21 protein-coding genes and 2 pseudogenes are annotated in these 20192 nt (G+C 70.8%); 11 read left to right on the forward strand and 12 right to left on the reverse strand.

The genetic code is table 11. The features are described from left to right. The first annotated feature begins 25 nt into the window (after positions 1 to 25). From AQJ11_RS37800 to aroA, 5 genes are all read left to right on the forward strand, one after another. Complete coding sequence (locus tag AQJ11_RS37800; RefSeq protein WP_059266322.1) at positions 26 to 1126, forward strand: aldo/keto reductase; 1101 nt, start codon at positions 26 to 28, stop codon at positions 1124 to 1126. Continuing rightward, positions 1123 to 1992, forward strand: a complete 870-nt coding sequence (locus AQJ11_RS37805; RefSeq protein WP_059266323.1) for an endonuclease/exonuclease/phosphatase family protein — start codon at positions 1123 to 1125, stop codon at positions 1990 to 1992. The genes AQJ11_RS37800 and AQJ11_RS37805 overlap by 4 nt, the downstream gene beginning before the upstream one ends. A 212-nt stretch (positions 1993 to 2204) precedes the next feature. Further along, complete coding sequence (locus tag AQJ11_RS37810; protein WP_079082589.1) at positions 2205 to 4238, forward strand: ATP-binding cassette domain-containing protein; 2034 nt, start codon at positions 2205 to 2207, stop codon at positions 4236 to 4238. Positions 4239 to 4306: 68 nt separating this feature from the next. Beyond that, positions 4307 to 4462 (forward strand): hypothetical protein, encoded by a 156-nt coding sequence (locus tag AQJ11_RS48695; protein ID WP_244218554.1) that lies wholly within the window; start codon positions 4307 to 4309, stop codon positions 4460 to 4462. A gap of 200 nt (positions 4463 to 4662) precedes the next feature. After that, positions 4663 to 6027, forward strand: a complete 1365-nt coding sequence (gene aroA / locus AQJ11_RS37815) for a 3-phosphoshikimate 1-carboxyvinyltransferase (protein WP_159061759.1) — start codon at positions 4663 to 4665, stop codon at positions 6025 to 6027. A 70-nt stretch (positions 6028 to 6097) separates the two neighbouring features. Here the strand turns inward: aroA and AQJ11_RS37820 are convergent, their stop codons facing one another. The 5 genes from AQJ11_RS37820 to AQJ11_RS37840 are packed head-to-tail and all read right to left on the reverse strand — an operon-like array spanning position 6098 to position 9714. Then, positions 6098 to 6775, reverse strand: coding sequence for a hypothetical protein (locus AQJ11_RS37820; protein ID WP_059266325.1), 678 nt, complete (start codon positions 6773 to 6775; stop codon positions 6098 to 6100). A 24-nt stretch (positions 6776 to 6799) separates the two neighbouring features. After that, positions 6800 to 7900, reverse strand: a complete 1101-nt coding sequence (locus AQJ11_RS37825; protein ID WP_063807728.1) for an oxidoreductase — start codon at positions 7898 to 7900, stop codon at positions 6800 to 6802. 22 nt (positions 7901 to 7922) lie between these two features. Next, positions 7923 to 8198 carry a hypothetical protein gene (locus tag AQJ11_RS51735; protein WP_059266326.1) on the reverse strand — a complete coding sequence of 92 codons (276 nt, stop codon included), beginning with the start codon at positions 8196 to 8198 and terminating at the stop codon, positions 7923 to 7925. Continuing rightward, complete coding sequence (locus tag AQJ11_RS37835; protein ID WP_079082591.1) at positions 8198 to 8959, reverse strand: MmgE/PrpD family protein; 762 nt, start codon at positions 8957 to 8959, stop codon at positions 8198 to 8200. The genes AQJ11_RS51735 and AQJ11_RS37835 overlap by 1 nt, the downstream gene beginning before the upstream one ends. A 44-nt stretch (positions 8960 to 9003) precedes the next feature. After that, positions 9004 to 9714 (reverse strand): SMP-30/gluconolactonase/LRE family protein, encoded by a 711-nt coding sequence (locus tag AQJ11_RS37840; RefSeq protein WP_059266328.1) that lies wholly within the window; start codon positions 9712 to 9714, stop codon positions 9004 to 9006. Between the two features lie 83 nt (positions 9715 to 9797). On the opposite strand from AQJ11_RS37840, the gene AQJ11_RS49465 reads away from it, so the two are divergent. Then, positions 9798 to 10076 (forward strand): hypothetical protein, encoded by a 279-nt coding sequence (locus AQJ11_RS49465; RefSeq protein WP_159061761.1) that lies wholly within the window; start codon positions 9798 to 9800, stop codon positions 10074 to 10076. Positions 10077 to 10148: 72 nt separating this feature from the next. On the opposite strand, the gene AQJ11_RS37845 is transcribed toward AQJ11_RS49465, so the two are convergent. Then, positions 10149 to 10613: a hypothetical protein gene (locus AQJ11_RS37845; RefSeq protein ID WP_059266329.1), complete on the reverse strand. Its 465-nt coding sequence runs from the start codon at positions 10611 to 10613 to the stop codon at positions 10149 to 10151. Positions 10614 to 10786: 173 nt separating this feature from the next. Between AQJ11_RS37845 and AQJ11_RS37850 the strand changes: the two genes are divergently transcribed. The 3 genes from AQJ11_RS37850 (at position 10787) to AQJ11_RS37860 (ending at position 13205) form a co-directional block, all read left to right on the forward strand. Continuing rightward, a complete protein-coding gene (locus AQJ11_RS37850) occupies positions 10787 to 11422 on the forward strand; it encodes a hypothetical protein (protein ID WP_059266330.1) in 636 nt (211 codons plus the stop codon). Further along, positions 11419 to 11901, forward strand: coding sequence for a hypothetical protein (locus AQJ11_RS37855; RefSeq protein ID WP_059266331.1), 483 nt, complete (start codon positions 11419 to 11421; stop codon positions 11899 to 11901). Before AQJ11_RS37850 ends, AQJ11_RS37855 begins: the two co-directional genes overlap by 4 nt. Before the next feature lie 314 nt (positions 11902 to 12215). Then, positions 12216 to 13205 (forward strand): dipeptidase, encoded by a 990-nt coding sequence (locus tag AQJ11_RS37860; protein WP_059266332.1) that lies wholly within the window; start codon positions 12216 to 12218, stop codon positions 13203 to 13205. Between the two features lie 164 nt (positions 13206 to 13369). On the opposite strand, the gene AQJ11_RS37865 is transcribed toward AQJ11_RS37860, so the two are convergent. The 4 genes from AQJ11_RS37865 to AQJ11_RS37880 all read right to left on the reverse strand — a co-directional run bounded on the left by AQJ11_RS37865 (position 13370) and on the right by AQJ11_RS37880 (position 17483). Next, positions 13370 to 14290, reverse strand: a complete 921-nt coding sequence (locus AQJ11_RS37865; RefSeq protein ID WP_059266333.1) for a nucleoside hydrolase — start codon at positions 14288 to 14290, stop codon at positions 13370 to 13372. Between the two features lie 71 nt (positions 14291 to 14361). Continuing rightward, complete coding sequence (locus tag AQJ11_RS37870; protein WP_059266334.1) at positions 14362 to 15213, reverse strand: carbohydrate ABC transporter permease; 852 nt, start codon at positions 15211 to 15213, stop codon at positions 14362 to 14364. A gap of 6 nt (positions 15214 to 15219) precedes the next feature. Further along, positions 15220 to 16176 carry a carbohydrate ABC transporter permease gene (locus tag AQJ11_RS37875; protein ID WP_208616713.1) on the reverse strand — a complete coding sequence of 319 codons (957 nt, stop codon included), beginning with the start codon at positions 16174 to 16176 and terminating at the stop codon, positions 15220 to 15222. Further along, positions 16173 to 17483 (reverse strand): ABC transporter substrate-binding protein, encoded by a 1311-nt coding sequence (locus AQJ11_RS37880; protein WP_059266336.1) that lies wholly within the window; start codon positions 17481 to 17483, stop codon positions 16173 to 16175. The genes AQJ11_RS37875 and AQJ11_RS37880 overlap by 4 nt, the downstream gene beginning before the upstream one ends. Before the next feature lie 212 nt (positions 17484 to 17695). Here AQJ11_RS37880 and AQJ11_RS37885 point away from each other — a divergent pair, with 212 nt between their 5' ends. Then, the gene (locus AQJ11_RS37885; protein WP_059266337.1) at positions 17696 to 18715 is read left to right on the forward strand and encodes a LacI family DNA-binding transcriptional regulator; all 1020 of its coding nucleotides are present in this window, start codon (positions 17696 to 17698) and stop codon (positions 18713 to 18715) included. Between the two features lie 108 nt (positions 18716 to 18823). Here AQJ11_RS37885 and AQJ11_RS52255 read toward each other — a convergent pair. After that, positions 18824 to 18994 (reverse strand): annotated as a pseudogene (locus AQJ11_RS52255) (nucleoside triphosphate pyrophosphohydrolase family protein); the annotation flags it as partial. A 173-nt stretch (positions 18995 to 19167) separates the two neighbouring features. Here AQJ11_RS52255 and AQJ11_RS52895 point away from each other — a divergent pair. After that, positions 19168 to 19368, forward strand: a pseudogene (locus AQJ11_RS52895) (hypothetical protein); the annotation flags it as partial. Here the strand turns inward: AQJ11_RS52895 and AQJ11_RS37895 are convergent. Then, positions 19327 to 19905, reverse strand: coding sequence for a transposase (locus AQJ11_RS37895; protein WP_107120935.1), 579 nt, complete (start codon positions 19903 to 19905; stop codon positions 19327 to 19329). The pseudogene AQJ11_RS52895 and the gene AQJ11_RS37895 sit on opposite strands and share 42 nt — an antisense overlap. Positions 19906 to 20192 lie beyond the last annotated feature (287 nt).

Genomic DNA, 20192 nt, shown 5'->3' on the forward strand with positions numbered 1-20192 from the left:
AATTGAGAGATAAGAGGTACTTCCTGTGAGTGCACGCCAGTCCCCTCTACGCCGCACCCTCGCCGGCGGCCTGTCCGTCCACCCGATCGGTATCGGCGCCTGGGCCCTGGGCGGCCCCGACTACAACCTGGGCCTGCCGATGGGATGGTCTACCGCCGTCGACGCCGCTTCCCGCCGCGGCCTGGAGACCGCCTACGAACTCGGCGCGAACCTCATCGACACCGCCGACGTCTACGGGCACGGGCACTCCGAACGAGTCATCGGCGACTTCGTCGCCACCGTCCCCCGCGACACGGTCGTGCTGTCCTCCAAGGTCGGCTACCACCGCGGCACCGCCCGGCACGCCTACCTGCCCTCCGCGATGCGCCGCCAGCTGGAGACCACGCTGGAAAACCTGCGCACCGACCGCCTCGACATCTACTTCCTGCACAACTCGGACTTCGGACCCGACGACCGCTACCTCGACGAAGCCGTCGCCCAGATGCGCGACTTCCAGCGCCAGGGCCTGGTCACCGCCGTCGGAATGCGCGGCCCGCACCGCTACGCCACCGAGCGGGTCACCGTCGCCAAGGACCAGCGCGGCGACAAGTACGCCCGGTTCGCCTACCTCGCCGAGCAGGTCCGCCCGGACTACCTCGCGGCCCGGTTCAACGCTCTGACCCCGCCGCCGGCCGCCGGCCGGCCGGACATCTTCGCGCTCGCCGCCTCACTGGGGGCCAGCGTGCTGATCAACAAGCCGCTCGCCCAGGGCCTGCTCACCGGCAAGTACGACCCGGACCAGCCGCCCGCCTTCGCGCCCGGCGACCACCGGCTGCGCAAGGCGTGGTTCACCCCCGAAGCACTGAAGATCATCCAGGACGGCCTGGCGCCGCTGCGCAAGCGGTTCGGCGACACCTCGGCAGCCCTGACCCGCGTCGCCCTGCAGTACTGCCTGCAGCAGGCCGACAACGCCGCCGTCCTCGTCGGCTTCACCCGGCCCGAACAGGTCACCGAGAACCTCACCGCGGTCGGCACCCCGCTCACCATCAACGAGCTCGCCTTCGTCCGTGACACCCTCGGCCGGCTCCAGCGCAACCTCGACGCCCACAGCGAGGTGTTCCTCGACGAGAAGGGCACCGGCCGATGAGCACCCCCGCCGAGCAGCTCTCCCTGATCAGCCCGGACGAACCCGCGCACCAGCCGGCCGACGATGCCGTACGGCTGCTGCTGTTCAACGCCCAGCACGCCTCCCCGGACCGCTCCCGCCGCCAGGCCGCATGGGTCGCAGCCCGGGAGAACGCGGACATCGCCGTCTTCACCGAGGTGTCCCCCACCCGCGGCGGCGACGCCCTCGTCACCGCGCTCACCGAGCGCGGGTACGCCACCGTGGTCGCCCCCCAGCCGTCCACGCCCGACTACCGCACGGTCATCGCCTGCCGCACCAGTGCCGCCCGGGCCGTCCCCAGCCCGGTCACCGTCACATCCCATCGCGCCCCGGCGGCCCGCGTCACCGTCGGCGGCCACGACATCGCAGTGCTGGGCCTGTACGTGCCCTCCCGCGGCCCGAAGGAGCAGCGCAATGTCGCCAAGCGTGCCTTCCAGGAAGCCGTCACCGAGAGCCTGCCGCGACTGCGCGCCGCCTTCCCGGACATGCCCGTCATCGTGGCCGGGGACCTCAACGTCATCGAGCGCGGCCACCAGCCCCCGCACAAGGTGTTCGGTGAGTGGGAGTACGACTTCTACGACTCGTTCCAGGCCGCCGGCCTCACCGACGCCTTCCGCCACCTCCACCCCGATGAGATCGCCCACTCCTGGTTCGGGCGCAGCGGCAACGGCTTCCGCTTCGACCACCTCTTCGTCTCCACACCCCACGCCGAGCGCGTCCTGGGCTGCGACTACCACCCGGAAGCCCGCGAAGCGGGGCTGACCGACCATGCGGTCATGACGCTGCGCCTGGGCCTGCCGTCCACCCCGGTCGCACGGGGCGAAGTCCCAGCTACGAGCTCTGGCTGACCGCCAACGAGCGCAGCGTCCGAACATCGGCGTTTCGGCCAATCGCCGCCGAGCCGCGGGCCCTTGCGTGGCAAGGGCCGATGCACTGCGCGCCCTCGGAAAGCCGCTGAATCACAGGGCGCGCAACGCGTCCGAAAGGAACAGGTGCTCGAAATTATGCGGCGTCGTTGAACACACCGACACCGCCACCACGTCCACGAGAGGGGAACACATTGACGCCAGTCGAACCAGGCGGCGACAAGATCGCGAGCGGCCCGAAGGGCGGAGCCACGGACAGCATCTCGGACGCCGAGCGGGAGCTGTACGGGGGCCGGCTGCGCTACGACCAGTCCTACGTTCGCCACGAAGGGCCGTTGACCCGGCTGAAGTTCGGGCACATGGCGGCCGCGCTGCCGCACATGGTGGGCATGGTGCTGCGCACCGGCTGGAAGGCGGACGGGCTCGCGCTGATGGGGGTCGTGGCGGCCGAGCTCGGGCAGGGCGTGACGGCCGCGTGGGGCCTGGTGGCGGTCAACGGCGTCCTGGCGCAGTTGTTCGCCGACGGTCCGACCGTGGACAAACTCCGCGACGCTCTGCCGTCCCTGGTCGTTCTGGCGGTCGTGGCGGTAGCCAGCGCCGTGCTGTCGGCATGGTCGACGGCCATGTCCGGCCAGCTGGAACCGCAGGTGGAGCGGGCGGTCTCCGCCCGCTACTACACGGCCGTCACCGGTGTGGAGGTGGAGGCGACCGAGCGGCCGGAGATCCAGCGGATCCTGGAGGCGGGGAAGTTCGGAACGGACTCGGCCCGCAGCATGCTGCGGCTGTCGGTCGGCGTCGGCAATGTGGTGATCGGCATGGCGGCGGCCGCGGTCGTGCTCGCCGCGCTGCACTGGGCGCTGCTCCCGATGCTGCTGGCGATCGCCCTTCCCAAGGGGTGGGGCGCGGTCCGTTCCGCGCGCCGCGACTACCTCTCCCGGATGAACTGGGTCGACCATCGGCGGGCGATCGCGTCTCTGCTGGCCTACCTGACCCGACCGCACGCCGCCGGTGAGCTCCGTGTGCACGCCGCCGGCACGAAGCTGCTGTCCAGCTACGAGGAGATGTCGCAGCAGACGGAGGCGGAGCAGCGGCGCCTGGCCCGGGCGCAGGCATCCACGGATCTGGTCGCGGGCGCGTTCGCCGGCATGGCGTCGCTGGCCTGCTACGGGGTGCTGTGGTGGCTGCTGTCGACCGGTGGTCTGCCGCTCGCCGTCGGCGGGACGGCGGTGATCGCCATCCGTACGTCGACGGCGCGCCTCACGTCGCTGGTGCAGCAGGTCAACCGGCTGTACGAGGAGCTGTTGTTCCTCACCGACACCGAGGATGCCATCAAGGTGGCAGGCGAGAACGCGATCCCGCTCACCGGTACGCCGTTGCCCGTGCCGGTGCGGGAGGTGCGGACGGAGGCGGTCTCGTTCACCTATCCGGGCGCCGACGGCCCCTCCCTGAAGGGCGTGAGCGTGCGCGTGCCGCGGGGGAAGGTGACAGCCCTGGTGGGCGCGAACGGCTCGGGGAAAACCACGCTCACCAAGGTGCTGGCCGGGCTACTGCTGCCCGCCGACGGCGACGTGTGGTGGGTCGGCGAGTCGGGCGAGCAGGTCGAGCTGCGTGAGGCGAACCGCGTGCAGGTCTTCGCCGAAGTCGGTGTGCTGGCCCAGGACTTCCCCCGTTGGGAGATGACGGCGGCCGCGAACGTGGCCATCGGTGCCGGCGACCGTCCCCGGGACATGGACCGCGTCCGCAAGGCCGCCAGCGAGGCGGGCGTGCTTGAGCTGGTCGAGAACCTGCCGCACGGCTGGGACTCGATCGTGTTCAAGGGCTACGAGCGCGGTGTCCAGCTCTCGGGAGGCCAATGGCAGAAGCTGGGGTCCGCTCGAACAAGGTACCGACAGGCGCCATTCCTGCTGGTCGACGAGCCGACCAGCGCCCTCGACCCTCATGCGGAGATCGCCGCGTTCCAGGGGCTGTGGTCTCTGGCCGAGGAGGGGCACGCGGTCGTACTCGTCACCCACCGGCTCGCCGCGACGATGCACGCCGACCACATCTACGTCCTCGAACAGGGATGTGTCGTCGAGGACGGCACCCACGAGGACCTGATGTCCCTCAAGGGCGGCCTGTACCAGGGGATGTTCACCGCCCAGGCCGCGCAGTACGGGATCACGCCGGCACCCGACGGCGTTCCCGCTCCCCGCGGCGCCCAGCCGTCCGGCCACGAGACGACGAGCTGATCCACCGGAGCGACCCCCGTCCCGGACCGCCACCCCTCCCCCACGACTTCGAAGGCGAGACGACGCCCATGTCACCCAGCTCCACCGCGATCCGCAGGACCGTCGAGGCGTACCTCGGCGAGCACCCCGGAGAGCGTGACGCCCTGGCCGGGCTTCTCGCCGCGCTGGACCGGCCCGTCGACGCGACCGCCCGGACGCCACTCGGCCCGGGCCGGCTCGCTTAGGACCTGCCCGGTTGGTCCATGGCGACGGAGGATGTTCGCACTCTGCAAATCGAGTGCGAGGCGGTGCGGGCCAGCGCGCCCATCCCGGATCCGCGAGCCGCATCCTCGGCGATTCGGCCAATGGGTCCGCGAACTCCGGGCGACGGCAGCTGTTGGTGAACTAGGGTCGGTCTAGAGCGTGATCATTCGGGCACGTTGCCTTGTTCCGCTACGGCCGCACGCGCATCATTCCACGGAGAAAGAGCCTCATGACACCCGCCGTTTCCGATTCCGACCTCGATGCCGTCTCCAGCCTCCAGGTGACCGGTGCCGGGCCAGCCCGCGGCTTGCTCCAGGTACCCGGCGACAAGAGCATTTCGCACCGGGCTGTGCTGATGGCGGCAATGGCCCACGGGCCCACCGTCATCACCGGCCTGTCCATGGGACAGGACGTGACACACACGCTCGGAGCCGTCCGCCAATTCGGCGTGTCTGTCGACCACGCAGGTGACGGCCGTGTACGGGTGGAAGGGCCGATCCGTCACGAGCCCGCCGATGTCCTGGACCACGGCAACGCGGGCACCGGCATCCGGCTCACGGCCGGCGTCTGTGCCGGAATCGACGGCGTCTCGGTCCTCACCGGGGATCGCTTCCTTCGGCGCCGGCCGATGGATCGGATCGCTGAACCGCTGCGCATGATGGGCGCCACGGTCGATGGGCGCGAGCGTGGGCGGCTGGCTCCGCTGGTGATCCGCGGGGGCGGGCTGACCGGCATCACCTACTCCCCGAAGCAGGCGTCCGCCCAGGTCAAGAGCGCGTTGCTCCTGGCGGGCCTGTCTGCGGCAGGTCCGACCACGGTGGAGGAGGTGCACCCGACGAGGCGGCATACGGAGGAGATGCTGGCCCAGTTCGGGGGCCGGGTGCGTGTGGACGGGAATCGGGTGACGGTCGAGCCCGGGGATCTGACGGGTACGGAGGTCGTGGTGCCGGGCGATCCGTCTCAGGCCGCGTTCTGGGCGGTGGCTGCCCTGCTCGCTCCGGAGCACGGCGAGGTGGTGGTGGAGAACCTGTACACGGGCTTCGGGCGCAGCGACTTCGTGAACGTGCTGGAGCGGATGGGCGCCGACATCGACTTCGACCTCACCACGGGCACCCTCACGGTCAAGGCGTCCCGGCTGCGGGCGGTGGACCTCACGGCCGAAGACATCCCCGGCATCGTGGACGAGGTCCCCGCGCTGGCGATGGCGGCGGCCGTCGCCGAGGGCACTACCGTCATCTCAGGCGCCGGCGAACTGCGGGCCAAGGAAAGCGATCGGATCGCGTCGACCACGCGCCTGCTGCGGGCGTTCGGCGTGCAGGTGTCCGAGACGGAGGACGGCATGGTGATCGAGGGGGGCTCCCGGCTGCGCGCGGGCCGGGTCGACTCGCACGGTGACCACCGCATCGCGATGACGGCCGCGGTCGCCGCGGCGTGCGTGGAGGGCGCGACGGTGATCGACGGCTGGGATTCGGTGGCGACCAGCTACCCCAGGTTCGCTGCCGACCTGGTGCGGCTGACCGGAGCGAGCGCCCAGCCCGGCGCGTAACCGTCCCGCCGGCCCGTCTTGTCTCCGACGTCTCCTCGGGGAGAAGACGGGCCGTTGTCGTGGGAGCCGGCTACCAGCGGTAGCCGTGGTGGGCGAACTCGGGCGCGTACGCCTCCTCGATGGCCCGGCGTGCGGCCGGGGTGAGGATCTGGCGGTAGTCGCTGCCCGGTGGCCGGAACTGGGACTTGGCGCGGGGCAGGACCAGCGCCGGCAGCCCGACGCGGGTGCACAGGGCGTCGAGCCCGGCCTGTAGGTGCTCGTGGTGGATGACGGTGTCGACCATGACTTCCCCGCCCGCGTCCGTGTACAGGGGCCAGTTGAACGCGTCGTGGAACTCCCCGGACTCGATGAACTCGCCGATGGGGATGCGGGGTTCCGTGCGGTGCCGGTGGAAGTAGAGCGAGACGACTTTCTCGTAGGGGCTGCGCTCCAGGCACACGGTCAGGTAGCGGTCCCAGGTGTCCGCTCCGAGCTGTTGGCGGATCTCGCGGGCGGGCATGTGGTTGTAGAAGCGCACTCCGGGGCCGCGGCCGGGCGGTACCGGCTCCCGGTCCGGGGTGTAGCCGTGGACCAGGTGATGCTGCGGTGCCCGGCCCCCTTCAGCGGTTCGCAGGGCTTCGTCCCGTGGCGACATCGAGGTGATGATGTCCGCCTGGCCGGCGTGACGGGACAGGGCGATCTCCACCGAGGTGCCTGCGGCTTTCCTGGTGCGGACGAAGATGAGCCCGCTGTCGTGCATGACCAGCATGATCGGATCTCACTTTCCTTGCGGTCACAGCTCCGGCGGCAGGTGGCCGTCGCCGGCAGCCGCGGTGGTGGCCAGGGCGCGCCGGTAGGGAGCGGGTGCGAGGTCGTGGGCATGCCTGGCCGGGAGCATCGGGTCGACCAGGAGTTGGCGGCCCATCAGCACCAGGTCGCATGTGCCGTCGGCGAGCAGGTCGCGTGCCTGGCCCAGGGTGGTGATCTTGCCGACGGCCGCGGTGGGCACACCGGTCCTGTGGCGGATGGTGGCCGCGTACGGGGCCTGCCAGCACGGGCCGGTGGGGCGTGGCTCGGGCCGGGCGATGCCGCCGGATGTGCAGTCGATCAGGTCGGCGCCGTCTGCGGCGAGCAGCGGTACGAGCCGGACCGTGTCGTCGAGCGTCCAGCCGCCGGGCAGGAAGTCGCAACAGGACATCCTTACGATGAGGGGCAGTTCGTCGGGCAGCGCGGCGCGCACGGCCCGCACGGTTTGCCGCAGCAGCAGGGTCCGGCCCGCGAAGTCGCCGCCGTAGGCGTCGGTGCGGTGGTTGGCGAGAGGCGGCAGGAAGCTGTGCAGGAGCCGGCCGTGACCGGCGTGGAGTTCCACGACACGGAATCCGGCGCAGGCCGCGCGCGTGGCCGCTGCCGCGAACTGGGTGACCGCCCGCTTGATCTGGGCGGGCGTCATTTCGGCGGGCGTGCTGTACCCGTCGGCGAATGCCAGCGGCGAGGGGCCGAGAGGCGTCCAGCCGCCGTCGGTCTCGGCGAGCGCGGCATCGGCGCCGTCGCCCCACGGGCGGGTACGGGCTGCCTTGCGGCCCGCGTGGGACAGCTGCAGGCCGGGCACCGCACCCTGCGCGGTGATGACCTCGGCGATCTGGGTCAGGGCCTGGGCCTGGGTGTCGTTCCACAGTCCGAGGTCGTCGGGCGTGGCCAGCCCCTCGGGGGCGACGGCGGTGGCCTCGACGAGGACCAGGCCCATGCCGACGGAGCGCGTCTGGTAGTGCGGCAGGTGCCATCGGGGGGCCGGCAGGCTGCCGGGTGCGGCCTGGTAGGTGCTCATCGCGGGCAGGCCGAGCCGGTTGCGCAGTTCGACGTTCCTGAGCCGCAGCGGTGTGAACAGCGGGTCCATGAGTGGTGGTCCCCTTTCTCGTTCAGGAGCCGGTCTCGGGCAGCCGTTCGGCGGCCGCGGCCAGCGCGTGGTCGTACGGGTCCGGGTCGTCTTCGGGCAGCGGCTCGTACGCGTCCCGGGTGTCGATCTCCACCATGCGGTCGAGGAGCCTGGCCGTGCCGGGGAAGCTGTCGGGGGCCGGGAGCGCGACGCGCAGTCCGAGGCTTGAGGCGAGGCCGGGATCGGTGAACAGGGGCGTATCGTGGAGCGGCCGGGCGGGCAGCGCCGCGCGCACGCCGGCAGCCCGCAGGGCCTGCACTACGGCGTCCGCGCGGCGGCCGGGGGCGGCGCGCCAGTGCCACTTGTACAAGGCGCCTGCCGTGCGGCCGCCCGGATCGGGCAGCGGCGCCAGGGCGGGCAGATGCCGGGCGAGCAGCTGCTCGACGGCCGTCTGCCGCTCGGCCTTCGTCGCCAGGGTGTGCGGCAGGCGCCGCAGGTGATCGGCGACGAGGGCCGCGGCGACCGGGGCCGGCCGCCGGTTGTGGCCGAGACCGGTGACCGCCAGTGCCCGCAGCCGCTCGCCACCGCGGCGGCGACGGCATGGAGGAAGTCGGCGTTGAGGTGGTGCCGTTCCTTGACGCCGAACAGGCCGCCGCATGCTTCGATGAGCCGGACGCCGATGTCGTATCCGAGAACCACGGCGTTGAGGAGCTCCGCGCCGGTCGCCACCTGCCGCTCGGCCATGGCGACTGCGGCGTGGACGAGTGTGGCGCCGGGGTGGCCGCCGACGACATGGGCACCGTCGATCTCGTCCGCGTGGCCCGCGGTTCCGTTCGCGAGAGCGGCGAGGGGTGCGGAGACGCGCAGGGGGGTGCCCAGCACCCGGGCCTCCGGAGGGCCGGCCAGCCCGGCGACGTACTGCGCCGCGAGCGCGCCGGCCGGCTGCGCCCTGCCGAAGTGGGCACTGGCCAGTTCGTCGAGGATCACCTGTTTCGCGCGTTCTCGTACCTCCTCGGGAATCCGTTCCAGCGAGGTGGAAGCCGCGTACTGGGCGAGGATGAGGGTCATCGATTCAGACATGATGCGTGGACGTGCTCCTGCTCCGGTTTGAAGGTCGACCCGTGCTAGGCGCCTGCGCCCCCGCCGTTGGACTGGGCATCGCCGAGGCCCAGGGCGCGGAACGTGTAGACGAAGCCGCCGTTGTCGCCGCCGACCACCAGATAGCCATCGTGGGTGCCAGGCTTGATGACGAGGTTGGTGGTGAGCAGCTCGGGAGCCGGCATCGTCTGTGGCACGACGATGGTCGCCAGCAGCGTGCCGTGGGGGCTGTAGACGTAGATCTTCCCGTCGCCGAAGGCGGCCTCGTAGATGTTGCCGCTGGCGTCGACGGCGTTCGAGTCGAAACCGCCCACGCCCTCGTTGCCAGACATGCCGATGCTCGGGTCGACCACGCTCTTGTGGTCGGCGGACAGCGGCAGGTAGGCGGTGCGCCCGGCGCGGAACTCGCTGACCCACAGGGCCGAGTACGTCGGATCGAACGAGACGCCGTTCGCGCCGGCCAGGCCGTCCATCAGCAGGGTGGGGTGGGTGCCGTTCGGATCGAACCGGATCACCCGGCCGGTCGCTTTCCAGGGTGTGCCCTGGAAGTCGGTGACGAAGAGGGCGCCGTTGCGGTCGAAGGCGATGTCGTCGGCCGCCAGCGGCCGCCCGAGTACGTCACCCGACACGACGTTGGTGAATCCGCTGCCATCGGGGTTCATACGGTCGATCTTGCCGTTGACGTCGGTCAGGTAGATCTTGCCGTCGGCCGGGCTGAACTGCAGCGACGTGTACATGCTGGTCGAGGCCTGGTGTATGCCCGTGATTCTCCGGGTGCGGACATCGAGCGCGATGACACTGGGCCGGCCGGTGCGGTTGAGTGGAGCAGGTACAGCTTGCCGTTCGGACCGAACGCAGGCCCTTCCAACACGGTGATGTGCCCGAGAGGGCCTGGCGGATCGAGCGGCGCGACCTGGGCGAACAGATGGGCGTTGATCGTTTTTCCGTCGAGCGCGGGCCTGTCGGCATGACCAGGCTCCGAGCCCTCGGCGGACGCGCCGGTGACGCAGGCGGCGACCAAAGCCGCCCCGGCCAGGCCGACAGCGAAGATCGAGCGGCGACGCCCCAGGCGAGTGGCACACCGGTTGAATACATGTGAGAACGCCATCGATTCTCTTTCTCCCGTTTCTCTCGTTGCGACGTGGACTCACCGGGCGTCGACACACAGACGTCAGGCGATGTCGACCGCCTCGAGGAGCAGCTCCGTCACCGCTTCGGGATCCGTGACCATGGCGTCGTGACTTGCCTCGAGGACGCGGTACTGGAACGCGGGATCGTCCGCGTGCCGCTTTCGCACCCGGTCCAGGGCGTGCGGCTCCAGGGTCGACGGCACGCATTCGATGAACATGCCGGGGTGACTCCAGGCGCGGTCGGTGTTTCCCACCGGGTCCTGATAGGTCTTCAACGGCTGTGCCGTGGTATGGCGGTTGACCCATGCGGCGTGCTCCGGATCGGTGACGCCGTACCAGGAGGCGTCGGAGGTTGGGATGTACCAGCCTTCGCCGCCGTTCTCCGCCATCTCCACGTGCTTGGCGGCGCGGGCAGGGCCGACCATGTCGCCATGCGACTCTCCGGTGCGGGGGAGGTGTGCGTCGAAGAGGACGAGACTGCGCACCCGGTCGGCGATGCGTTCCATCGCACCGGATGCGCCCTTCACCTACCGGGCCTTCGAGGACCCGGCCGAGATCGCGCGGGGCCTGCAGGTGGCCGCGGAGCGGTTCGACGAGCTACTCGCAACCGGGCACGACCACCGGCGGGCGACTGCTGGAGCTGCTCGCCGACGACATCAGCACCGAGGCGTGGGAGGTCGTGGCTGCCATCCTCCCCGAGCTCGACTCGGAGTACGCCGACGCCGCACTGCTGGACGAGGCGGCCTCCGAACTGCTCGTCCGCGACCCCGGCATGAGCCTCGCCGAACTGGCCGAGGTAATACGCAGCGAGTACGCCTGGGCACTGGACATCGACATGGACGCACCGAACGCGCGCTACTACACCTGGTACAAGTCGCGCGACGCTGAGGAGCCGCGGCGCGGACCGGCCGGCGACGTCGAGGGCGGCCGCAACTGGGCGCTCGACCTGCCGACCGACGTCCAGACCGTCCTCGCCGCCATGACCGACCACCCCGGCGACCGGACCGTGGCCGAACTGCTGGCCGAGCGCCCCGACCTGCGCTGGATGGTCGAGCACATCCAGGGGCTGCGCGGCACGTATTACCACTCGCCGCACATGAACATGCTCGCCCCGGACTTCCGGGCGGTGCACATCATCCGCTTCATGAACGCGGCCTTCCACGGCTTGGGCCGGACCGTGGACTCGCTGGACCGCAACGTCCTCGGCCTGCTCTTCCAGGGTGCGCCCACCCGTCAGGACCTCGCCGAGGGCCGCGCCCTCGACTGGATCTACCCGCAGCGGCCGCAGCAGCCGAGCGGTCAGGAGGACCGATGAGCGCCACCAACGTGTCACTGCGCGAGCTGCGGCTGGTCGTCGGCCGGTTGCTGTACGTCGCCGGCCTGCCCAAGGGCTGCGTGTACCCGGTCCGGGACGCGCTGGTCGACGCGCAGTCGCTCGGACTGGACGCCCTCGGCGCGCTCGAGCGCACCTTCGCGCAGCTCCCCGGTGAACTGGGCAGGGTGGCGATCAATGGGGCCGGGGATCACACGGTCATCGACGGCGCAGGCCAGCCCAGCTATCTGGTGGCGCCTGCCGTCCTCGACGTACTCGTGGCACGGGGACATTCCGGCAGCGCGGTGGTCGAGGTCGCCCACGTCGTCGAACCCGAACTGCTGGGGGGCCTCGCCGCCGCGGCGTACCTGTACGGGCTGGATGTGACCGTCGTCGCCTGTGGGCCGGCCATGGCGAGCACGATCGTGCGCCGCCCGGTGCACCCTGGCGGAGCCGGCGGGTCGAGGGCAACACGCTGCTGATCGCCTCCCGTTCGGGGCGAGAGCTGGGTGGGACTGAGTCACCGCAGGCGCTCGGCGGCTGCCTCCGGCATGCGCTCGCGGCGGGCTTCGACCTCGACACCGACCTGTGGTGGCGGATGTTCGAGCGGTCCAACGACGCGCTCACGCCGGACTCGGACCTGTCGCGGCGCCATGCCGGGGCCTCTCTGCTGGACGAGGGCTGAAAGATCATCGGCGAGATCGGTGAGGACGACGACTACCAGCAGGCGGCAGGCATCCCGACCCGCCTGGCGATCTGACCGCGGTTGCCCGCGATACCGAGAAGGAGAGAGGGCATGTACTTCATCGACGGGCTCGAGTGCGGGCGGTACGACCGCAGGGTCCTCGCCGAATTCACCCGCAGGGTCCTCGCCGAATTCACCAAGGGCGGCATGGCCGCGGTCACCATCACGCTGTCGTTCTGGGAGGACGCGCTCGAGACGATGGACGCGATCGCGGCGTGGAACGACCTCGCCCGCGCCAACAGCGACCTGGTGACCATCGCGCGCACCGCCGAGGACATCGTGGCCGCAGCCGACTCCGGGCGCACCGCTGTCGTCCTCGGCAGCCAGAACTCCTCCCCCGTCAACGACCGGCTCGGTTTCGTCGAGCTCTTCACCGACATGGGCCTACGCGTTATGCAGCTGACCTACAACAACCAGAATGCGATCGGCGGCTCCTGCTATGAGCCGCACGACAGCGGGGTGTCCCGGTTCGGCCGTGAGGTGATCGCGGAGATGAACCGGGTGGGCATGCTCGTCGACCTGTCCCACGTGGGCGAGCGCACCAGCTTCGACGCGATCAAGGCCTCCGACCATCCTCTGGCGATCACTCACGCCAACCCCCGGTCGCTGTACGACCACCCGCGCAACAAGAGCGACGACCTGCTGCGGGCACTCGCGGCAGGCGGCGGCGTACTCGGACTTGCCACGTACAACAACATCTGCGGGCCGTACGCGCAGTCACCGCAGGCGTGGTGCGACATGGTCGCGCGGACCGTCGACCTGATCGGCATCGACGCAGTCGCCATCGGAACCGACCTTGGACAGAACTCCGGCCCGGACCGGCTGGAGTGGATGCGCAAAGGCAAGTGGACGCGCAGTGAGCAGCCCGGGGCATCGCTGCCAGGTACGCCCGCCCCGCCTCAGGAGTGGCTGCGGTCCACGTTGCAGTTCCCCGACATCGCCGCCGCGCTGCGCGAGAGCGGACGCTTCAACGAGGCAGAGATCGAAGCGATCACGGGCGGAAACTGGCTGCGGCTCTACCGCCAGGTGTTCGGAAGCTGAGCCAGACCAGTCCCGCCAGCTCCTCCGCGTGCACACCGCCCGTCCCGCCGGTGTGCCCCAACCATCCCGGCCCGGGCCCGGTCGCCCACCCGGCTCGAAGAATCGCATGCCAGCCCGGCCGGGACGGGGCGGTGCGGCCCGCTGAGGCCGGTGCCCGCTGAAGCTCAGGCCGAGGCGCGTACGATCCGGCTCACGATCTCGTCCGCCACCGTGGTGAGGTCGGCGTCCACGACGAGGCGCACCGGGCCGGACGGGTCGGGGTGGAACGTGGTGCGGCCGTCGTCGTCGACCGTCACGGTCCCGTTGCGCGTCTCGTACAGCTCGGGACGCAGCATGGACAGCGCGGTGATGGGGTCGTGCGGGACGCTCCAGCTCTCGCCGGTGAACCCGGTCCACGCGTCGATCTCGCGGGCCAGCGCCTTGCCGTAGGGCCCGGCGGCGCGAATGGCCTCGATGCCGTCCCTTCCGATGCGTACCTTCGTGGTGATCTCCAGACCGGTGACAACAGTGGGGATCCCGGAGCCGAAGACGATACGGGCGGCGGTGATGTCGCTGACGATGTTGTGCTCGGGCTTTGGCTCGGGAGCGAAGTAGCCGCCCATCAGGTACAGCGTGCGTACGGCGGACGGGAAACCGGCGTCGTACGCGATCGCGCCGGCGATGTTGGCGAGTGGCGCGATGCCGATGACCTCGAGCTCGCCGGGCCGGGCGAGGACGGTCTCGGCGAGGAAGCGGTCGGCACCGATGTCGTCGCGCACCGGCTCGGCGTCGAGGTCGGTGAACGCCTTGCCCTCGTGGCCGGCCCACCACACCTCCTTGCCGGAAAGGGTCTGCGTGGCGCCGGGTACGACGGTCAGGTCGTGCCCGGCAAGCCCGGCCAGGCGGTGGGCCAGGCGGGCCCGCAGCAGGGTGTCGCCATACACCGTCGTGATGCCGCGCACCTGCGCGTCCGGGGAGCCGAGGAGCACGCCGAGCGCGAGCGCGTCGTCGACGTCGCTGCCGATGTCCGTGTCCAGAAGCACCTCGTGCGCCGGGGCGGCCGGGGCGTCGGGCCGGGGCGGGGTGGCCGGGTGGTCGGTCGTCATGGTGTGCTTACCTCTCCGGATACGGATACGGATACGGGTGCGGTGTGTGCGGGGCGGCTGGGGTGCGCCGGCTACTTGAGGCCGGTGTTCGCCAGTGACTGGGTGAAGTGGCGCTGCAGCCGGATGAGGATCACGAGCGGGATCACCGTGAGGACAACCGCGGCTGCGAAGACCTGCCCGTAGTCCACCACCATCTGGCCCTGGAGGGTTCCGAGCGCGATCGGGCCGAGTTGCTTGTCCGGCTCGGTGCCGATCAGGAGGGGCCACATGTACGACTGCCACTGGAAGGTGAACAGCGTCAGCCCCGCGCCGATCAGGGCGGGCCTGGACAGCGGCAGATGGATCCGGCGGAAGATGCCCCACCAGCCGAGTCCGTCGAGTCGGGCGGCCTCGATGAGTTCCCGGGGGACTGCCAGGAAGAACTGCCGGAGCAGGAAGATCGCCAGTCCGTTCCCGATGCCTGGCAGGATCAGACCGGTGTACGTGTTCTGCAGGTCCCACATGCGGAACAGCGAGGACAGCGGGATGGCGATCGCGTCGAACGGGATCATGAAGCTGAGCAGGATCCCCGCGAAGACGAGACCCCGGCCGCGGAACTCGAAGACGGCGAGCGCGAAGGCGGCACTGGCGGAGAGCAGCAGGCCGACCCCGACGGTGAGCGCGGCCACGAGGACGGAGTTGAGCACGGCCCGGCCGAAGTCGGCCTGGAAGAGGGTGACGTAGTTGGCGAAGGTCGCGTCGGTCGGGACGAGGCTGCGCCAGGACAGGTCGCCGAGTCCGGCGAGCACCTGGGACCCGGGCCGCAGGGACCCGGCGAGCACCCACACGAGCGGCAGCACGAACAGCACGCCGATCACCACGGCGGTGAGCGCGGGCAAGTGCCGGGCGGGGGACGGGCGCCGGTTGGCGGAAGGGGCGGTCATGGTGGGCTACTCCTTGCCTTTTCCCTGCATGAGCCGGTACTGCACGGCGACGACGGCGAGCGTGAGCGCGACGAGCAGGACCACCTCGGCCTGGGCGTAGTAGATGTCACCGACGCTGTAGGCCCGGCGGAAGACGTCGTACATGAGCAGGTTGGTCGTTCCTTCGGGGCCGCCGTTCGTGAGGAGCTGCACCGGCGCGAACACCAGGAAGTTGGAGACGGTGACCGCGACCAGGACGAAGGACAGCGGGCGGCGCAGCAGCGGCAGTGTCACGTGCACGAACCGCTGCCAGGTGTTGGCTCCGTCCATGGCAGCGGCGTCGTAGCACTCCTCGGGGATGTCCTGGAGGCCTGCGATGAGGAAGGTCATCCAGTAGCCGACGCCAACCCAGGACATCAGCACGATCAGGCCGTAGAGGGCCTGGTGCGGGCTGGTGAGGAAGGGCTGGGCGGGCACGCCGAGCGCGCCGAGGAGGGCGTTGAGGGGGCCCTCGGGGCGGTAGAGGATGCCCCAGATGACGGCGGAGACGGCGGGTGGCACCGCGATCGGCGCGAAGACCAGCGAGCGCCAGAAGCGGACGCCGGCGAACCGCCGGTTGAACAGGATGGCAAGTCCGAGCGCGAGGACCACCTGGAGCGGGTTGATGATCACACTGAACAGGAGGGTCACCCGGACGCTCTGCCAGAACTGCGGGTCACCGAAGAGATCGGAGTAGTTGGCGAGCCCGACGAAACGGGTGACGCCGTCGACCAGACTGTGATGGCGCAGGCTGTCCACCACGGCCATCGCGGCGGGCAGCAGCCTCAGCAGGATCAGGGCGAGCAGGGCGGGTGCCAGGAAGCACAGGGCCGGCCTGAGCTGGGAAGCCGGTCGGCGCGGATGCGACCCGGAGGAGGGCGGGGTGGACGGTGGTGTGCGTTCGCCGGAGGAAGCCGGCGCAGGCGGTGTGGTGTCGGTCATCATCGCAGTCGCTCCCACGTGCGGACCAGCTCGTCGGAGGCCTTCGCGAGGCGCTCCGCGGCCGGTGAGCCGTTGCGGATGTCGGAGAAGGCCGAGCCCATGACGGTCTCGAACTGGGTGTAGCCGACGGAGCGCGGCCGGCTCACGGCGGTCCGCGCCAGCTCGTACCGCATGATCGCGGCCACGCCCTCGGTGGGGCGGGTGGCCTTGCGGTCGAGATCGGTGGCGTACCGCTCGAACGCGGCGCGGTTGGACGGGATCAGCGGGGACGCGGCGACCGTGGCGAGGTTGCCCTCGGTGGTCAGCGACGCGTACTCCATGAAGCGCAGGGCGTCCTGCCGGCGGTCGCTGTAGGGGTTGATCCCCCAGGACCAGGAGCCGGTGGGCGTGACGGGCCGGCCCCCGGCGAAGTACGGCTGCGGAGCCGTGCCCCAGGTGAAGCCCTTCAGGGCCGCGAACGTGCCGAGGTTCCAGGGGCCGCCCACGAAGAACGGCGCACGGCCGGAGGTGAACAGCGAGCCCATCTGGAAGGAGGAGACACCGCGCGGGGAGAGGCCGTCGGCGAACAGCTTGCCGTACCAGGTCATCGCGTCGATCCAGCCGCGGGTGGTGACGGCCGGGGTGAGCATGGCCGCGCCGACGATGCCGGACCCTCCGCCGAGGGACTCGGCGAGCGGCTGCATGCCGTAGTAGGCGTCGGTCTGCTCGATCAGCAGGGCGTGATCGGCGCCCGTGCGGTCCATGACGCGCCGTCCCGCCCCCAGGATCCGCTCCCATGTCCAGCGCTCGGCCGGGTCGGGCTTCGGGCGGGTGACACCGGCCTTCTGGAGCAGGTCGGCGTTGTAGAACAGGTACTGGGTGGACGTCCACACCGGCAGGCAGCGCAGCGTTCCCTTCCAGGAGCTGATCTCGTACTGCTCACGGGTCACCGCGGCCCGGGTCCGCGTCTGGACGTCGGAGAGGTCGGTGAGGAAGCCGCGCGCGGTGAGGGCCGGGACGCGGGGCTGGTCGACGCAGTAGACGTCGATGGCGGCGTCCTTGGCGGACAGGCGCAGCTGGAGCACGTCGTTGAGCTGGGTCGGCGGGACCGCCGTGTAGGCGACGCGCAGGTCAGGGTGGGCGCGTTCGAAGCCCCGGATGACCGGGCGGAACGTCTCGGGCGTCTCCGGGCCCAGAAGGCGGACGGTGCGTCGGCCCGCCGCGCCGACGGATGCGCCGGACGAGCAGCCGGTCAGGGTCCCGCCCGCGGCGGTGAGTGCGGCGCCCAGCACCGCGCGGAGCAGGCCGCGGCGGCCGAGGGAGCCGCTCACCGTGAACGGCCCTGAGTGGAGGGTCGGTTGGGAGACATACCGTGAATCCAAATCGTTTTGCATCGCATGGATTGAGGTCAGGATGGCATTGCGGTGGCGCAATGGCGAGCACACTACAAAACGTTTTGTGTTTTGGGTAGGGTGCACTCGACGGCGTCGACGAAACCGGATCGGCGCCGCGGAAACCGGATCGGCGCGGTGAGAGCGAGGCGATGGTGCGCGGTGTGTACGGCGAGGGCCGCGTCAAGATCGTGGACGTGGCGGCCGCGGCCGGGGTGAGCGTGACCACCGTGTCGCACGTGATCAGCGGACGCAGGCCGGTCTCCGCCGCGACCCGGGCCCGGGTCGAGGACGCCGTGCGCCGGCTCGGCTACCAGGCCGACCCCTCCGCGCGCGGCCTGCGCACCCAGCGCACGCACACGCTCGGCCTTGTCGTGCCCGACATCACCAATCCGTTCAACACCGAACTCGCCGCGGGCGTACAGGAGATCGCCTTTACGGGCGAATACCTCACCGTCGTCTGCGAGGCCCCCATGCAGGGACCCGGCCTCCCGGCGGTACTGCGCAGGCTGACGGCCCGCCGAATGGACGGCATCATCATCGGCCGGTACGGCGCCGGACGAGCGGATCTCGACCTCGTCACCGCGTCCGGGGCGCGGCTGGTGCGCCTCGGCTCACGTCTGGCGGACGGTCCGGGCGATGTCGTGCGGGCCGCCGAGACTGAGGGCATGCGTGACCTCGTACGCCACCTGGTGCGCGAGCGGGGATACCGGAACATCGGGTTCATCGGCGGCGAGCAGGGCGTCGAGCCGGGCGGCGAACGGTTCGAGGGTTACGCGCAGGCGCTCGGTGACGCCGGTCTGACGGTGCCCGAGGGGCTTGTCGCGTGGACCGGCTTCACCCGCGAGGGCGGTCGCGCGGGGGCCGCGCGGCTGCTCGACGCTCCGCATCCGCCCGACGCTCTTGTCTGTGCCAACGACCTGATCGCGATCGGTGCCCTGGACGTGGCCCGGCAGCGCGGCCTCGACGTGCCCGGTCGCCTCGCCATCACCGGCTACGACGACATCGACGCGGCCGCCATGGTGACGCCCGCCCTGACGACCGTCCTCAACCCGGCCCGCGAGATCGGCCGTTCGGCGGCCCGGCTGCTCCTTGACCGGATGGAGGGCGAGACGGGTCCGGCGCGCGAGATCGTCCTCGCCCACCGGCTCGTGCGGCGCGAGTCGGCCTGACCGTCCTTCGGATGCTTGCGGATTGCCTCGGATGCTGATCGAGACCTCGAACCCTCACGGACGTCTGGGAGGCCTCCGGGTGAGTGGGAGCAGGCGGGCGGCTGTCGGTCAGGACTGAGCCGGTCGGGCCGCTCCCAATGAGCGGTTCGTGACCCTCGCCAGGTGGTGGGCGAAGACCGCGCGGGCGTCCGGGGTGAGGGTGCGGAGGGTCACCAGCGCCGTGATCAGCATGTCGCACAGCTCCGCCTCGACGTCCTGCCAGGTGTGGGTGGTGGGCCGACACGGTCCAACGCCTGCTGGGCGGCAAGGCCGGCCGGCAGGCCGCGGACCGGGCCCGCGGCATCGACCCCCGTCCCGTCGTCCCCCGCGACCTGCCCGCCACCGCCACCGTCCGCCACACGTCTACAGAGCACACGCTCGATGGCGCTGCCGTCCGCGCCGCCCTCCTCGGCCTGGTCGTCCAGCTCGGCCGGCTGCTGCGCCGACGCGGCCAGGCCACCTGTGCCCTCACCCTGCCCCTGACGTTCGCCGGCGGCACCGCGGGGGAGAAGACCCGCCGCCTTGCCGAGCCGTCCGGACACGACGAGGACCTGCGCATGGTCGCCTACCAGCTAATGGACGCGGCCGGCCTGCAGCGCGGCTGCCTGACCGGCATCGCCCTGAAGGCAGCAGACCTCATCGATGCCGACCAGGTTGCCCAGCAGATCAGCCTCGACCATGTCGGCGACCTGCCGGAGCAGGACCTGGGCCGCGGTGCGGTCGCCGACATCCGCGGCGGTGACCATCACGCCCAGCAGCAGGCCGAGGGTGTCGACGACGACGTGCCGCTTGCGGCCGTTGATCAGCTTGCCGCCGTCGAAGCCCCGGCTGTCCCCGCCGACGACGGCGTCCGCCTTGACGGACTGCGAGTCGATCACCGCGGCGGTCGGCTCCGCGTCCCGCCCCAGCTCCTCGCGGACCCTCGCGCGCAGCCGGTCGTGGAACTCCTTGACCAGGGCGTTGTCGCGCCAGCGGCGGAAGAACGCATAGACGCGGTCCCACGGCGGGAAGTCGCCGGGCATCGCCCGCCACTTGATCCCGTTGTCCACGAGATACCGGATCGCATCGAGCAGTGGCAATACGCCTCCGGCCGGCCGTCCCGGCCGCGCATCCAGCCCGGCACCGGCAGCAGCGGCAGCACCCGGGCCCACTCCTCGTCCGTCATATCCGTCGGGTAGCGCGGCCGCCGCATCCCGTTGTCGGCGGCGTTCCCGAACCGGTGAGCCAGGCAGTCACACTCCCAGGTGACCGCGCTGGACTGCCCGGCCATCGGCACGCAAGACTGGTGCACCAGGGCCTCCTGCTGCTCGGTGATTAGACACCAACGAGCTGTTCAGGAGGCCCTGTTCCTATGCACCCAGCACCCCGCGACCACCCGATCGGGACTCCCGTTCGACGCGCATCCCTCAAGATCGAAAAGACAACACCTTCTAACTGG

Origin of the sequence: Streptomyces corchorusii, assembly GCF_001514055.1 — a bacterium.
Classification (GTDB): Bacteria; Actinomycetota; Actinomycetes; order Streptomycetales; family Streptomycetaceae; genus Streptomyces; species Streptomyces olivaceoviridis.

Bases quoted from the DNA above. Each gene is read 5' to 3' on its own strand.
- AQJ11_RS37825 (WP_063807728.1), bottom strand. From the start codon at position 7,900: ATGGACCCGCTGTTCACACCGCTGCGGCTCAGGAACGTCGAACTGCGC.
- AQJ11_RS37820 (WP_059266325.1), bottom strand. From the start codon at position 6,775: ATGCTGGTCATGCACGACAGCGGGCTCATCTTCGTCCGCACCAGGAAA.
- AQJ11_RS48695 (WP_244218554.1), top strand. From the start codon at position 4,307: ATGTCACCCAGCTCCACCGCGATCCGCAGGACCGTCGAGGCGTACCTC.
- AQJ11_RS37845 (WP_059266329.1), bottom strand. From the start codon at position 10,613: ATGGAACGCATCGCCGACCGGGTGCGCAGTCTCGTCCTCTTCGACGCA.
- AQJ11_RS37875 (WP_208616713.1), bottom strand. From the start codon at position 16,176: ATGATGACCGACACCACACCGCCTGCGCCGGCTTCCTCCGGCGAACGC.
- AQJ11_RS37860 (WP_059266332.1), top strand. From the start codon at position 12,216: ATGTACTTCATCGACGGGCTCGAGTGCGGGCGGTACGACCGCAGGGTC.
- AQJ11_RS37855 (WP_059266331.1), top strand. From the start codon at position 11,419: ATGAGCGCCACCAACGTGTCACTGCGCGAGCTGCGGCTGGTCGTCGGC.
- AQJ11_RS37805 (WP_059266323.1), top strand. From the start codon at position 1,123: ATGAGCACCCCCGCCGAGCAGCTCTCCCTGATCAGCCCGGACGAACCC.
- AQJ11_RS37885 (WP_059266337.1), top strand. From the start codon at position 17,696: ATGGTGCGCGGTGTGTACGGCGAGGGCCGCGTCAAGATCGTGGACGTG.
- AQJ11_RS37870 (WP_059266334.1), bottom strand. From the start codon at position 15,213: ATGACCGCCCCTTCCGCCAACCGGCGCCCGTCCCCCGCCCGGCACTTG.
- AQJ11_RS37865 (WP_059266333.1), bottom strand. From the start codon at position 14,290: ATGACGACCGACCACCCGGCCACCCCGCCCCGGCCCGACGCCCCGGCC.
- AQJ11_RS37840 (WP_059266328.1), bottom strand. From the start codon at position 9,714: ATGTACACGTCGCTGCAGTTCAGCCCGGCCGACGGCAAGATCTACCTG.
- AQJ11_RS37835 (WP_079082591.1), bottom strand. From the start codon at position 8,959: ATGTCTGAATCGATGACCCTCATCCTCGCCCAGTACGCGGCTTCCACC.